Origin of the sequence: Sorangium sp. So ce385 (assembly GCF_051474135.1) — a bacterium.
Taxonomy (GTDB): domain Bacteria; phylum Myxococcota_A; class Polyangia; order Polyangiales; family Polyangiaceae; genus Sorangium; species Sorangium cellulosum_D.
Window position 1 is genome coordinate 9883063 of the sequence record NZ_CP150337.1, and the last position, 14641, is coordinate 9897703.

Annotated in this window: 11 protein-coding genes; 1 reads left to right on the forward strand and 10 read right to left on the reverse strand. The window is 71.0% G+C overall.

Features of this window, described 5'->3' with window-relative positions; all coding sequences use genetic code 11:
• Positions 1–18: 18 nt before the first annotated feature.
• From WME83_RS35990 to WME83_RS36035, 10 genes are all read right to left on the reverse strand, one after another.
• Complete coding sequence (locus WME83_RS35990) at positions 19–1350, reverse strand: glutamate--cysteine ligase (protein ID WP_437314231.1); 1332 nt, start codon at positions 1348–1350, stop codon at positions 19–21.
• Between the two features lie 71 nt (positions 1351–1421).
• Entirely contained in the window at positions 1422–2363 is a 942-nt protein-coding gene (locus tag WME83_RS35995; RefSeq protein ID WP_437314232.1) for a homocysteine S-methyltransferase family protein, read from the reverse strand.
• 225 nt (positions 2364–2588) lie between these two features.
• On the reverse strand, positions 2589–5411 hold the full coding sequence (locus WME83_RS36000) for a VWA domain-containing protein (RefSeq protein ID WP_437314233.1): 2823 nt from the start codon (positions 5409–5411) through the stop codon (positions 2589–2591).
• Positions 5408–7315, reverse strand: coding sequence for a vWA domain-containing protein (locus WME83_RS36005; protein WP_437314234.1), 1908 nt, complete (start codon positions 7313–7315; stop codon positions 5408–5410). Before WME83_RS36005 ends, WME83_RS36000 begins: the two co-directional genes overlap by 4 nt.
• A 2-nt stretch (positions 7316–7317) precedes the next feature.
• Complete coding sequence (locus WME83_RS36010; RefSeq protein ID WP_437314235.1) at positions 7318–8271, reverse strand: DUF58 domain-containing protein; 954 nt, start codon at positions 8269–8271, stop codon at positions 7318–7320.
• Positions 8272–8289: 18 nt separating this feature from the next.
• Positions 8290–9294 carry an AAA family ATPase gene (locus WME83_RS36015; RefSeq protein WP_437314236.1) on the reverse strand — a complete coding sequence of 335 codons (1005 nt, stop codon included), beginning with the start codon at positions 9292–9294 and terminating at the stop codon, positions 8290–8292.
• Between the two features lie 72 nt (positions 9295–9366).
• Positions 9367–11301 (reverse strand): hypothetical protein, encoded by a 1935-nt coding sequence (locus WME83_RS36020; protein ID WP_437314237.1) that lies wholly within the window; start codon positions 11299–11301, stop codon positions 9367–9369.
• A gap of 343 nt (positions 11302–11644) precedes the next feature.
• Positions 11645–12481, reverse strand: coding sequence for a response regulator transcription factor (locus tag WME83_RS36025; RefSeq protein WP_437314238.1), 837 nt, complete (start codon positions 12479–12481; stop codon positions 11645–11647).
• 119 nt (positions 12482–12600) lie between these two features.
• A complete protein-coding gene (locus tag WME83_RS36030) occupies positions 12601–13266 on the reverse strand; it encodes a hypothetical protein (RefSeq protein ID WP_437314239.1) in 666 nt (221 codons plus the stop codon).
• A complete protein-coding gene (locus WME83_RS36035) occupies positions 13266–13871 on the reverse strand; it encodes a hypothetical protein (protein WP_437314240.1) in 606 nt (201 codons plus the stop codon). Before WME83_RS36035 ends, WME83_RS36030 begins: the two co-directional genes overlap by 1 nt.
• A gap of 453 nt (positions 13872–14324) precedes the next feature.
• Here WME83_RS36035 and groES point away from each other — a divergent pair, with 453 nt between their 5' ends.
• Positions 14325–14615: a co-chaperone GroES gene (gene groES / locus WME83_RS36040; protein ID WP_061609505.1), complete on the forward strand. Its 291-nt coding sequence runs from the start codon at positions 14325–14327 to the stop codon at positions 14613–14615.
• Positions 14616–14641 lie beyond the last annotated feature (26 nt).

Genomic DNA, 14641 nt, shown 5'->3' on the forward strand with positions numbered 1-14641 from the left:
CTCGGCGGCGAGCCGCGCTCAGATCCTCGCACGATGGAGGATCTTGCTGCGCAGGTCCGGGTCGTCGTTGCTGAGTCCATCGACGAGAGCATCGGCTGGGGAGTGCCCCTTGGCGATGAGCGCGCCGAGCCGTTCGAGGTGGACGCGCTCGTCCTTGCCGTTCTTGTTCAGGCGCGCGCGCCGCTCGAGGCCGCCCGACGCGATCGACAGGAGCCGCTCGGCCATCGCCGCGAGCGGCTTGCCGCGGAATGTAGCGCGGAGCGCGCGCTCGGCGATCATCGGGCGCGCGGCCTCGAGCTCGTCGAACCTGAAGCTCTCCGAGAGGGCGTCGGCCTCGTCGAGCGCGCGCGCGTCGTACAGGATCCCGGTCCACAGCGCCGGGAGCGCGCAGACCAGGTTGGCCGGCAGCGAGTCGGCGCCGCGGACCTCGATCGTCCGCTTGAGCCGGACCTCCGGGAACAGCGTGTTGAGGTGCATCTCCCAGTCGGCGCGGGTGGCCCGGTGCCCCTGGAAGCCGTTCTCCAGGAAGTCGCGGAACGTCTGCCCCGTGTTCTCGATCACCTCGCCGTCGCGCTTGATGAGGAACATCGGCGCGTCCACCGCCCACGCGACGTAGTCCGAGAAGCGGCGGCCGCGCTCGAGCACGTTGCGGAGCAGCCCCTGCCGCGCGGGGTCGACGTCGAGCCAGACCTTGGCGCGGTAGCTCCGCCCGCCGAACAGCGCGCCCTCGTAGAACGGGGAGTTCGCGAAGATCGCCGTCACCAGCGGGGAGAGCCGGAGCGACACGCGGAGCGCGCGCATCGCCGCCTCCTCGCTGGCGTAGTCGAAGTTCGCCTGCACCGTGGCGGTGCGGCGCATCATGTCGAGGCCGTGCGCGCCGCGCGTCGGCAGGTAGCGCCGCATGATCGCGTAGCGCGCCTTGGGCACCCAGGAGAGCTCGGCCTGCGACGCGAACGGGTGGAACCCGATGCCGAGCCAGGCGAAATTCAGCTCGGCGGAGATGTCGCGCAGCTCCGCGAGGTGCCCGCTCATCTCCAGACAGATCTGGTGGATGCTCTCGAGGGGCGCCCCGGACAGCTCGAGCTGCCCGCCCGGCTCGAGGGTCACCGAGGCGCCGTTCCGGGCGAGCGCGATCAGCGGACCGCCGAGGGTCTCGTGCTCGGGCGTCCAGCCGTGCCGCTCGACCAGCGCCTGGAGCACGGACAGGACGCTCCGCTCGCCCTCGTACGGGATGGCGGCGCCCGTCCTGGCGTCGACCCCGAACTTCTCCGCCTCGGCGCCGATCCGGTGGAGCGACTCGGGCTTCACGGCCTCGTGGAAGGGAAACAGCAGGTCGTCGAACGTCTTCAACGGTTGAGACTTCGACTCACTCGCGTGGCTTGCGTCGGCCATCATCACGTTCCGGTTGGTTTCGTCCTCGCCTAGAGCGCGCGCCTGAGCAGGGGCGCGCGCTGCGTCGTACGGAGCATCTTCGCGAGCGCGCCGAGGTGCGCCAGCGTTGTCCCCGTCCCTCCCCCCAGCATTCGCGCGCCCGCCTCGATGAGGCGCACCGCGGACGCGGCCCAGGCGTCGCAGGCCTCGGCGGGCGCCGGGCGTTCGGCCGCGTCGGCCGGCGCGGGCTCGACGCCGAGCAGCACGCCCACCTGGACCTCGTGGGCGACGCCCTCGAGGCGCCGGAGAATGCTCAGCCCGAGGTCGACCGACGGGACCTCGAAGAGCAGCGCGTCCGCGCCGCTGTCGAGCGCTCCCCGGGCGACCTCGTCGAACCCCTCTCCGTCGGCGGTGCGCCCGGCCCCATCGAGCTCCACGAGCGCCCACGTCGCCAGCTGCGTCGTGCTGGCGCTGACCACCGCCGCGCGGCGCGCGAGCCGCGCGACCGCGGGGGAGACGCACGCCGCCTGCACGGGATCGAAGCCGCACGCGACGAGGATCTCGCAGCCGGCGGCCGCCAGCCTGGCCGCATGGACCGCGTAATCTTCCGCAATCCGATCGGCCATGGGCGCGGCGGCAGTGTGGCCCAGGATACCGGCCACCGCCACGCGACGCGCGGCCGCGCCCGCCGCCTCCGTGGCGAGCTCGACCGCGGTCCCGGTGAGCGCGGCGGCGCGGAACGCCATGCCGATGGGCGCCAGCGCGCGCGTCGTCGTCGCGGACGTGAGGGCCCGGACCACGTCGATCCCCAGCGCGATCTCCTGCTCGTGCAGCTCCGCGATCGTCCGAGGCGACTCGCGGAGCAGCCGGCCGAGGGCGGTGTTGGTCGAGACCGACGCCCCACGGCCGCGGAGCGAGGCGAGCGGATCTCCGCTGATGATGAGCGGACGACCTACCGGAGGCCGAGAGGTGGAGGCCTCGAGCGCGTTCACGTCCTTCGCTGCTTTCCAGGGCTCCTCTACCACCGGTCTATAAGGGGAAACTAGCCCAAGACAGCCCCTCCGCGTCGCGAAATGGTGCGGACCAGCGGTCTGGGGCACAGCGATTCATGCAGCGGAGTCGGGGACAACCTGACGCTCGCTCGCCGGCGCTGGGCGCGACGCCTGGGCGGAACGCGGGATCGGCGCTCATGCGGGGCTCGGCTGTGCCGCGGGCCGTCATAGGGCGGGGAGGCTCCGGCCTCCTACCCCGCGCCCGCGGCGCGCGACGAACTTCCGGTCGAACAGCCGCACCCGCCGGACGAACAGGTCGAGCAGGAAGACGACCATCGCGGCGTAGATGAACCGTTGCCAGAGCTCCTCGTGGAAGGTCACCTTCTCCCCGGCCGGGTCGAAGATGGCCGCCACGCCGGTCGGATCGACCGCGCCGCCGGTCGACGTCGCGGCCTTCTCGAGGGTCGCGAGCTCGGGCTCGAAGCTTGCGTACTCGCGAGGGTACGGGTTCGAGACGTGGCCGTAGCTGACCGCGACGGGCCGGAGCGAGCCGTCCTCGGCCTCGCGCAGGTGCTCCGCCCGCAGCAGGAACGAGCCGTACCGATCCAGCGCGAGCGCCGTCTCGTACCGGCCCGGCGCGGTCTGACGCATGTCGACCACCCGCGTCGCCCCGCCCGGCTCGGGCCCGATGATGCTGAGGCGGGAGGTCAGGTTGTTCTCGAACCGGTCGTCTGCCCCGAACGCGTCCACGGACGCGCGCAGCTCTCCGTCCACGATCTCGGCCTTCATGTCGAGCTCGCGCCGGTGCTTCTGGCGCATGTGCTCGTGGATGAGCTGCCCCCAGAACTTCTCGAAGCCCGGCCACCGGAGCCACTCCACGGCCCAGCGCGCCTTGACGTCGCTCGTCCAGGCCAGCGTCCACCCGAGCCCGACCCGCCAACGCGCGAGGATCGGCTCCTCGGAGTCGCTCGTGAGCAGCTCCTGGGCGGGCGGCGGCTTCAGCTTGGTCGAGACGTAGCCGTGCAGGTTCGGCGCGGTGCGGACGTCGATGCCGCGGAGGAACGCCGCGTCGCCGACCTGCGTGACCGGGAACCACTCCTCCACGGCGGCGGCGCGCGCCACCATCTCGGTCTCCTTGGTGAAGATCCGCGGCAGGTTGTTCGGGTCCGGGACCGCGTGGAAGCGCCCGCCGCCCACGTCGGCGATCATCTTGAGCAGCTGCTCGTCGAGATCGTTCCCCAGCCCCACCGTGGTCACGGTGATCGACTCGGCGATCATCGCCGACACGAGGTCCCGGATGCCGCCCGTGGACGCCTTGCCGTCGGTGAGGAGGATGACGTGCTTCTTGCGCGCCTGCGTCACGGTCATGTCCTGGTAGGCGGCGTCGAGCGCGGCGAAGATCTCGGTCCCGCCGCCCGGCTGGATGCGCGCGATCTCGCCGGCGATGCGCGAGCGGTTGCGCGCGGGCTGCATCTTCACGTACCGGGTCGGCGCCGAGTCGAACGCGATGACCTCGATCAGGTCGTCCGACGACAGGACCCCCGCGGTCGCCTTCGCGGCGGCCTTGGCCATCTCGAGGGGCAGCCCGGTCATCGACCCCGATCGATCCATGACGAGCGCCATCGCGACGCTCGGCATGTCCTTCTTCCGCTCGTTGTCCATCCGCACCGGCAGGATCCGCTCGATGGTGGTGCGGTACCAGCCGCCGAGGCCGTAGCCCGACTCGCCGCCGGCGAAGAGGAACCCCCCGCCGAGATCGCGCACGTAGCTCTCGATGATCTCCTGCCCCTGCAGGCCGAGCGCTTCCTTCGGGGTGTCGGACACGATCAGGAAGTCGTAGCGCTCCATCTCCTTGAGCGAGCCGGGGAAGCCGGCCGGCGGCCTGACGTCGACGTCGAGCTGCTGCGCGGTGAGCGCGCTCGAGAGCGGGCCGGCGTGCTGCGGCGTCCCCTCGATGTAGAGCACCGACGGGCGCCCGGGCACGTCGATGGTGGTCGCGTACCGGTTGTTCTCCTTGAACTTGTCGTCCGCGATCTGATCGAGCTCGAGCGCGTAGGTCACCTGCCCCGCGATGCGCACGACGCTCTTGAACATGACGTCGTTCGGCCCCGCCTTGAGCTCGAGATCCCGGATGCCCTCGAGGCCGTTCAGCGCCTCCCCCTGGAACAGCCGCGCGCGGGCCTTGGTGGCGCGGCTCGCGTAGATGTCGGCGTGGATCTCGAACGTCTCGCCGACCTTGACCCGGTCCGGCATCCTGAGCTCGCGCACCGCGACCTCGGGCGGCGCGGGTCGACGGTACGGGATGGAGAACAGCCGCACCCCGAAGTCGCGCGCTCGGTTGGCCTCGGCGAGGAGGTCGCCGTCGGTCTGGACGCCGTCCGACATCAGCACGGCGCGCTTCAGGTAGCCGGGCGGGTACAGCCCGTAGGCGAGCTGGAGCGCGGCCTGGAGGTTCGAGCCCGCGCCGAGGTCGCCGCGCTGCCCCTTCTCGTCGAGGTGGCGGCCGATGGCCGGCGCGCGCCGCTCCGCGTCGCCGCCGGCCGCCTCGCCGGCGGCGCGCTCGACGAGCCGCGGCCGCCGCGCGAAGGTGATCACCTTGATGACGCCGTCCTCCGGCTTCTCGGCGAACGCCTTGTCGAGCGCCGCGCGCGCGTCGTCGAGCGACTCGTCGGTGACGGACTCCGAGACGTCGATGAGGTAGATGGTGGCGACCTTCTCCGTGGTCGCGGTCCTCGCGAGCCGCGACAGCCCGAGCGCGATCAGCGCGACGAAGGCGATCCGCAGCAGCACCGAGAGCACGCGCTGCGGGAGGGGGAGGTCGGCGAGCGAGCCCGCGAGGACACCGACGAACCAGGGCGCGAGCAGCAGCGCGCCGAGCATCTTCGGGTTGAGGAGCTCGTACTTCACCCCCTCGCGCACCCAGGTGAGCGTCGGATCCGGATGCAGCAGGACGTACTTCCGGTACGCCCAGAACAGGATCCCAGCGAGGGCGGCGCAGGTGATGGCCCACGCGACGACGCGGAACTTGCGGCCAGCGAACGCGCTCACACCGTCACCCTCCTGTGGTACGTGAACCACTCGATCGCGGTCACGAGGAGCACCGCCGCGAGCAGGTAGACCCAGAGCTCGCGGCGAACGCCGATCTTGAACTCGCCCACGGCGCCCGCGCCGCGCCCGTCGACCTTGAGCTCGGCGGCGGGGGCGATCGCGCTCTCCTCGGGCGCGGAGAGGTTCGCGGCGAACATGCTCACCTCCTCCGCGCCGGGGGCGCCGACGCGCAGCGTGTAAAAGCCGGCGTGCTGCCCGAGGAACACGGCGCGCCCGTCCTGGATCGGGACCGCCCGCTTCGTCCCGTCGGGCAGCTCCAGGCTGGCCGACTCCGCGGACGAGGACGCCGGGATGTGCCAGACGGCGCCCGTGCGGAACGAGGAGATGTAGCTCGTGTCCTCCTCGACGAAGTTGTTGATCGCGTTGAGCAGGAAGAGCGGCCAGGCGATGCGGAGGGGGAGATCGCTCTCGCGGACGTCGAAGCCGAGCGCGACGAACTTCACGCCGGCGCGCCGCCCCTCGATGAGCAGCGGGCCCCTGTGGCTCCGGCCGACGACCCTGTCCTCCTTGTTGCCCTTGAGCACGTGGGCGCGCGCGATGTTCACGTCGCTGAGCGCCGTGTAGCGCAGGAGCGGGTGCTTCGCGTCGAGCTCGTCGAAGCCGAGGCCGTAGTTCGGATCGTCGTCGAAGATCTCCTTGCCCACCTCGAACGGGAGGTTGGTCCCGGTCGGGTTCAGGTAGAGCAGGCTCCCGCTGCCCGGCGCGACGGTCGGCGCCACGCCGTCGAAGATGGTCACGTCGAACGAGGACGCCGCCGGGTAGCGCTGCGGCTCGATGAACGTCACGTCGAGGTACTCGTCGAGCAGCAGCGCCGCCTCGAGGAACATGTTCCCCGCGGAGACGACCTGGACGCGGGCGCGGCGCCGCTCGGGGAGCAGCGCGTAGGCGCGGTTGTCCGCCGGGAGATCGTCCGAGCCGCCGTCGGCGAGCGCGAGCTTCGCCTCGAGCGTCTTCGACGCGCCGGAGAGGTTCGGGTAGAAGCGGGGCAGCTTCTCCTTGGGCTTGAGCCGGAGGCGCGTCAGGTCCGTGAGCTGGCCGTCGCCGAGCAGCGACAGCTCGAGGTCGAGCGGCTCGTCGCTCGTGTTCGTGACCTCGAGCATCACCTCGTAGCGGCTCTTGTCGAGCGGGTAGCGCCGCACCGAGAACTCGGTGATGGCGGCGTTCCGCGCCCCCTTGCCGACGGGCAAGAACGAGAGCTTGACGTCGCCGAGGCGCACCGGCCCGCCGGCGTCGGCCGGCTCGCCCAGCGCGCCGTCGCTCACGACGATGACCTCCGGCGACGGGAGCCCGCTCAGGGTGTCGCCGGCGAAGCGGAGCGCGCGCGCGAAGTCGGCCGTGGCGTCGGTCGGCTTCACCGCCGCGAGGGCGGCCTCGAGGTCGGAGATCTCGCCGGTGAGCGTGGACAGCGGCGTGACCGCCGCGTCCATCTGGGCCAGCAGCATGCGGTCGCTGCCGGACAGGCCGCGGACCATCTTCCTGACCTCTTCCTTCGCGAGCTCGAGGCGCGACGGCGCGACGTCGACGGCCTGCATGCTCGCGCTCGCGTCGATGAGGACGACGATGTTGCGCCCCTCGACGAGGTTCGCTTGCGGGCGGGGATCCCCGAGCGCGAGCAGGAGCAGCGCGAGGAGCGCGAGCTGCAAGAGCAGCGAGAGCAGCCGCTTCAGCTGCGAGAACAGGCTCGTCGCCTCTTTGTCCCGGAGGACGCGCTCCCAGATCTTCGAGAAGGGGACCGCGACCGGCCGCCGGCGCAGCTTGAGGATGTAGAAGACGACGACCACCGCCCCGGCGAGGGCGCCTATCTGGAGCAGGGTCGCGAGCGGGACGCCGGTGAAGTGCAGCATCGCTACCGGAGGAAGCCGCCTCTGCGGAACACGCGCAGGATCAGCTCGTCGAAGGGGACGGACACGTCGGCGCGGAAATAGCTCACCTGCCGCGACGTGCAGAAGCGGCGGATCTCGTCGAGGTACTGCTCGTACGCCTCGGCGTAGCGGTCGAGCACCTTGGCGGTCACCGTGACCTCGCGCTCGTCGCCGGTCTCGCAGTCGTAGACGCGCACGTCGCCGCGCAGCGCGGGCCGCGCCTCGCTCGGGTCGACGACGTGGAGCACGAACGGCTCGAACCGGTTGTACCGGAGCACGTTGATGCCGCGCTCGAAGCCCACAGGATCGTAGAGATCGCTGAGGATCACCGCGAGCCCGCGCCGCTTGTGCTGCGCCACGAACGTCTTCATCGCCTCGCCGAGGTCGGTCGCGCCGTCGGCCCGCGCCTGCCCGAGGAAGCGGAAGATCCTGAAGATGCGCGCCTTGCCGCGGGTCGACTGCATGCGCCCGCTGATCTCGTCGGTCGCGGTGACGATCGCGATCCGATCGAGGTTGGCGAGCCCGACGTACGCGAGGGCCGCGCAGAGGCGCTTCGCGTACCTGAGCTTCGCGCCGTCGCCGAACGCCATCGACGCCGAGGTGTCGAGGATGAAGTAGATCGAGAGGTCTTCCTCCTCCTCGTAGAGCCGGATGAGGAGCCGGTCGAAGCGCTGGTACGCGGCCCAGTCGAGGTACCGGAAGTCGTCGCCCGGGGCGTAGTCGCGGTGATCGGCGAACTCGACGCCGGAGCCGGTCTTCTTGGTCCGCCGCTCCGCGCGCATCGCGCCCGAGAACACGCGGCGGCTCACCATCGCGAGGTAGTCGAGCTTGCGCTGGAACTCGTCGTCGAAGAGCTCCTCGTCGGAGGCGCCGGCGGAGACCGCGGAGAGCCGCCGCAGCGGCGCGGCGGCCCGCTTGAACGCGTCGAAGAGCCCCATGCTACCTTCGGCGGCGCCTCACTTGCTCTCCGGCAGGCGCTTCAGGATCGCCTGCAGCACCTCGTCGGTCTTCACGCCCTCGGCCTCCCCCTCGAAGTTGAGGAGCACGCGGTGCCGCAGCGCGGGCAGCGCGCACGCGCGCACGTCGTCGACCGACGCCGCGAACCGCCCCTCGAACAGCGCCCTGATCTTCGCGGCGAGCAGGAGCGCCTGCGCCCCTCGGGGCGACGCGCCGAACTTCACGAACCGCTTCACCTCGTCGAGGCTGTCGCCCTCGGTGGGGTGGGTGGCTTGGAGGAGCCGCACCGCGTAGTCCTGCACGTGCTTGGCCACGGGCACCTCGCGGACGAGCCGCTGCATGGCGATGATCCGCGCCTTGTTGAGGACGGGCCGCGCCGCGACCGCTTCGATCCCGGTGGTCCGCTCCAGGATCGCGTTCAGCTCGTCGCGGCTCGGGAACGGCACGTGCAGCTTGAAGAAGAACCGATCGAGCTGCGCCTCGGGCAGCGGGTACGTCCCCTCGCTCTCGAGGGGGTTCTGCGTCGCCAGGACGAAGAACGGCTCCTCCAGCGTGTAGCTCTGCCGCGAGACCGTGACCCGGTGCTCCTGCATGGCCTCGAGGAGCGCGCTCTGCGTCTTCGGCGTCGCCCGGTTGATCTCGTCGGCGAGGATGATGTTGGCGAAGATCGGCCCCTTGCGGAACGAGAACGACCGCTGCCCGCCCGCGCTCTCGTCGATGACCGTGGTGCCGATGATGTCGGCGGGCATCATGTCGGGCGTGAACTGGATGCGCGAGAACTGGAGGTCGAGCGCCTCGGCCATGGTGCGGACGAGCATCGTCTTGCCGAGCCCCGGCACGCCCTCGAGCAGCGCGTGCGAGCCCGCGAGCATGCACGTGAGCACGCCGTCGATCACGTCGCGGTTGCCGACGATAACCTTCCCCACCTCCTCGCGCAGCTCTCCGATGCTCGCGCGGAACTCGTCCACCTCGGCCCGCGCTGCTTCCTTCGTCTTCTCGGCCATAGCTTCCTGCTTCGCGCCCGCTGCCGCGGAGCGCCTGTAGAGGCGCGGTCGCGCTCGAGCCGATGGCTCGACTCACTCGCGCGGCCTGATGAGCTGGAAATACCGGTTCACGTAGAACCGGTATCCATCAGGGATCTGATCCTTGTTGATCTGCTGCTCTGCGACCGTGTGGTAGTCCGTGAAGACCTTCTTGTAGCCGGTCCCCTTGAAGCCCCGCTCGGCAGCGCTGAGGATCACCTCGCTGTTCGAGGGCCCCTGCTGGGTGTCGAGCCCCTGCGCCTGGACGTCCTGGGTCCCCATCTTCGGGTCGGTGCGCTTGCCCGCGACCTCGCCGCCGCGGCCGGAGCCGGCGCCATCGCCTCCGGGCTGGTTGCCGCCGCCCTGGTTGCCCTGGCCGCTCCCCTGCCCCTCCTGCCCCTGACCTTGCCCGCCGGGCATCAGGATCTTCTTCCCGCCGGGCCCGATCACCAGCTCCTGACCCTGACCCTGCCCGCCCTTGCCCTGGCCCTGGCCTTGCTGGCCGTCCTGCCCTTCCCGCTCGCCGTCGCCCTGCCCCTGCTGGCCCTGCCCCTGCTGCTCCTCGCCGCTGCCCTGGTTGCCGCGCGCGCGCTTGCCGAAGCGGAGCATCCTCGCCATCCGCTGCTTGCCCCCCTGCCCTTGCTGGCGCACGAGCTCCCGGAGCTCCTCGAGCCGCTGGCGCAGCTCTTCCTTCTCCTGCTCGGACATCTCCTCCTGCTGCATCCGGTTGATGTCCTCGGCGGCCTGCTCGAGATCGTCCGCTGACATCCCGAGATCGCGCATCAGATCCTCGGCCGCCTTGGCGAGCTCGCGGTCGAGCCGGTCGAGCTGGCGCCCGGTCCGCTCCTTCTGCTCGGCCTCGCGGTCGAGGCGCTCCAGCTCGCGCTCCTTCTTCTTGAGGAGCCGCTCCTCTTCGGCCTTCTGCTGCTCGTTCGCCGAGGCCTTCTGCTTCTGCTTGAGCAGCTGCTCGCGCGCCTCGGCCCGCTTCTCGTTGATCGCGGCGAGGGCCTCCTTGCGGCGCGAGGCCGCGTCGGCGAGCGCCTTGCGCAGCCGCTCGATCTCGGCCTTGTCGAACTTCTGCTTCTTGTCGCGGAGCTTCTCGGCGAGCTGCTTCAGCTCCTTCTTCGCCTGCTCGAGGTCCTTCTTCTCGAGCGACTCCCCCACACCCTTCGCCAGGTCGCTCCTCTTGAGGTCGAGCCCGGTCTCTTTCAGCGCCTCCTCGAGCGCCTTCAGGTCGGCCTCGGCGCCCTTGAGGAGCTCGCGCTCGAGCGCCTCCATGCGGCGGAACGCCTCGGTCCGATCGAGGCGCTTGTTGGCGATGTCCTCGATGAGCTGGTTGAACCGCTCGACGGCGGACTTCATCTCCGGGCTCTGATCCTGTCGGTCGAGCGCCTTGGCCGCGTCCTTGAAGAGCTCGATGTCGTCGGGCGACATCGTGAGCGCGTCGATCGTCTGCGCGACGGGCGCCTGCTTCCGCGGGGTGCGCACCTCGAGCAGCGCCACCGCGATCACGCCGAGGCCCACCGCGGCCGAGGCCCAGAGCTCGCGCGGGAACGCGAGCGGCGCGGCGCCGGCGGGGCGCAGCCTGGCCGCGTGCTCGCAGGCGTCGTCGATCGCCGCCTCCATCAGGGGGGTCCGCTGCGCCGCGGGCAGCGCGTCGAAGGCGAGGGCGTTCGTCAGCCGGTCGTGGAGGCCGTGGTGCCGGTCGAGGGCGATCGTACCGGCGCGGGGGGGCAGGCGGCGCAGCATCGCCAGCGCGACGGTGGCCAGCACGAGCAGCCCCGCGCCGAGCAGGATCTGCCGGGCGCGCGGCTCGCTCAGGTGCGCCGGGAGCGCCTTGTGGACGGCGAGCGTCCCGGCCGCGATCGCCAGCGCGAGGGTCAGCGCGGTCGGCAGCGCGCGCAGCGCGCGCGCGACCCGGAGCCGCAGCTCGACCGCGCGCGCGGCGCTGCGGATACGGTCCAGATGCTTCGTGCGAGAGTCGCTCACGGTGCCCAGCGCTCCGGGCGCCCCCCGCGGGGCCCCTCGAAGAGGAAACGTCGCAGCATTGTACCTGCTGACGGGTCGGGCGCCCGAAAGTTCCTGGGAGGCTGCGCGCGACGCGTGAGGGCATGACGCGCGGCGAACCCCGATCATTCCCGCGCGGGGCAGCCTCGGCGCTCAGCGACCGCCGGCATCGATCGCGCTGCCGGGAGCGCGTGAGGGCCGTCCCTCCGGGTTACGACCGCATGGATCCCTGGCGCCGCTGCGCCAGCAGACGAGCACGAGCGTTCGACGGGTTCGGTGGAAACGACCTGACCGGGCCCGCGCACCGCGCGGGCGTACGGCTAGGTTACCTCGCCGCCTTCTTCTTGGGTGCCGCCTTGCTGGCGGCCGCCTTCTTCGTCGCGGCCGGCTTCTTCGCCGCGGCTTTCTTGGGCGCCGCTTGCTTCGCGGCCGGCTTCGCGGCGGTCTTCTTCGCGGCCGGCCTCTTCGCCGCGGCGGTCTTCTTCGCGGCCGGCTTCGCGGCCGTCTTCTTCGCAGCCGGCTTCTTCGCAGCCGGCTTCTTCGTCGCGGCGGTCTTCTTCGCGGCCGCCTTCTTCGCAGCCGGTTTCGCCGCGGTCTTCTTCGCGGCGGATGTCTTCGGGGTCGCCCTGCCCGTCGCAGCGCCGTTCGCCGCGGACCTCTTCGCCCCCGTCACGCGCGCTCCGGACGGCTGCTCCGCCTCGCGCTCTTCACCTGCTGCGCTCGGCTGGCCCTTGCTGCCGTTCGCGTCGGGCAACGGCTTCGCGTAGCGCGCGAGCGTCTCGCGCACCCGCGCGTCGAGGTCGGCGAAATCGAACGGCTTGTTCAGCCAGGCGTCGGCGGCGAAGAGCGGCGACGTCATCTCGTTCAGGTTCTCGCCGATCCCGGTGAGCATGATGACGCCGGTGCTCGCGAACGGCCGGCCGTCGGACGTGTCGCTCTTCAGCCGCTTGCAGATCTCCCAGCCGCTCATGCCGGGCATCATCACGTCGAGGATCACGAGGTCCGGCTGGTGCTCGCGCGCGAGATCCCAGGCGGCATCGCCCTCGGAGGCCTCGATCACGGAGAAGCCAAGGTTCCTCAGGTGGCGCGCAACGAGGCTCAACATCGCCGGTTCGTCTTCGGCCACCAGCACACGGGGCGGCGTCATGCTCGCGGAAGGCATCGTGGTGCGGATGAGAGTACGTGCGCGCGAACCGGTCAAGAGAGAACGAGCCCGCGGGGACGCGACGCGCGCTCGGAGCCGCCCTCCCGCGGCGACCCCGAGCGCCGGCGAGACCTCGATCACGCCGCTCGCGCGAGGGCGATCTTTTCCGTCTGTCCCGCCGCGTAGAAGCGCCGCAGCGCGGCGAGCAGCTCGGCGTGCCGTCCCCGGCGAGCAAACTCGGCCTCCAGCCGGCCCACGAACCGCGCCGCCAGGTCGTTCGCGATCCGGTAGCGATCCCCGGTCTCGGTGCCCGGCGGATCCATGAAGGTGACGCGCTCGAAGAGGTGAGCGCGGATCCGCGCGGCGCGCTCGGGCTCGAAGCGCGCTGGCCCCGGCGGCGCGGCCTCGGGGCGGCGCCGGAGCGGCGGACCCGGGAGCTCGACCTCCTCGGCGAGGCCGCCGTGGACGAGCAGCACGTACTTGTCCACCTCGGCCTGGAGCTCGAGCTCGAGCTGGGTCGCCGGGAGCTCCCTGCGCGCCCGCTCGGCCACATAGAGGAAGTGGCTCACCCCCTCGACGATCTGGCAGATCTCGTCGAACGTCCCCTCCCGCCCGCGCGAGATCGCGCGGGCGGGCAGGTGCAGGGCCACCTCGATGTCCCCGTCCGCGTGCCGGATCAGCAGCGCCTCGCGCGCGCCGCCGTCCGTCGGCCGGATGAAATCGTCGACGGCGGGGGCGTCGTCGAGCGCGTAGGTGCGCGCGAGGTGCTGCTGGATCCGGGCGGGGAAGGTCGCGCCCCGCATCAGTTGAGCCCGCCCGTGCCGCGGCTCGGCACGAGCCCGCGCGCCCCGAGCTCCTCGGCGAGCCGGCTGGAGCCGGTGCGGACCCAGCGCTCGTAGAGCCGGAGCACCGCGCGTTCATCGCGAGCGCCGGACGCGAGCGTGCCGTCGGCCACATCGTTCAAGACGCTCACGAAGCGCTCGAACTTCTCGGCCATCTCCGCGAGGACGTCGGGGCCCTGGCCGCCGCGCGCGTTGAGGCGCAGCATCGCGGCGGCGTGGTGGTAGGCTGTCGACCCGACCCCGACCACGTAGCCTCGATCGACGCCCTTGAGCTCGATGTGGCCGCCGAAGAAGCCGACCACGTAGAGGACGCCGTCGCCGAGGTTGCGCAGCCGCCGGAAGCGCTCGGCGCCGGAGGCCTCCAGGGCGTCGCGCAGGAGAAAGGTCAGGGGCTGGTTGAAGGTGGACTCGGCGTGCTCGTCCGGGTGAGCGAAGGCACAAAGCAGACCGACCAGGTAACTCGACGCCGCCTCGGTCGCGGCGACGTTCCGAACTCGGAGCGCCTCGTCCACAACCTCCTGGAAGTAGCGGGTCATGCTCGGGGACACAGAGATCGCTTGGCTCACGGGGGCACCTCACTTGCGCGGGCACCCTGGATACCGACGTAACCCGGGCCACCACGCGCTCAGGTCAACCAGACACGTCCTGTCGGCCTCCCTCGGGCAGGAGACCGTGAGGGCGTCGCGTCACGGTGCAGCCGCATTTCCGCCCTCATACGCTCACTTTAGCCGAGGGACCTGGGCAAGCCCAGCCGCACGCTCCGCACCTTCTCCTGCAATCTCCAGGACTTACAGCCACCCGGGCGCCTGGCTGCCAGCGCGCAAAGTGCTGGATTGACCTACGCTTGACACCCTGGAGGGGGTGGCTATCTTCGGCGCGCCCGCTAGCACTCCCCTGAGGTGAGTGCTAGCAAAGTGCCCAGACTGCAATCGTATGGGACCTTGCGGCTGCTCAGGCAGGCCGTCTGGGTCCTGCCGTCTCGTGGGACGCGGCCGCTCGTCCCCGGAGGATTCGCAAAGATGAAGATTCGACCGCTCCAGGACCGCGTGATCGTTCAGCGCGTGAAGGAAGAAGAGAAGACCAAGGGGGGTCTCTACATCCCGGACACCGCGAAGGAGAAGCCGATCGAGGGCACGGTCGTCGCCGTCGGCAACGGCAAGGTCGGCGAGGACGGTACCGTGCGGAAGCTCGACGTCAAGGAGGGCGATCGCGTCCTCTTCGGCAAGTACTCGGGCACCGAGGTGAAGATCGACGGCGAGGAGCACCTCATCCTCCGCGAGGACGACATCCTCGGCGTGATCGAGAAGTGACGCGGGCGATAGCAGGAACTTAGGAG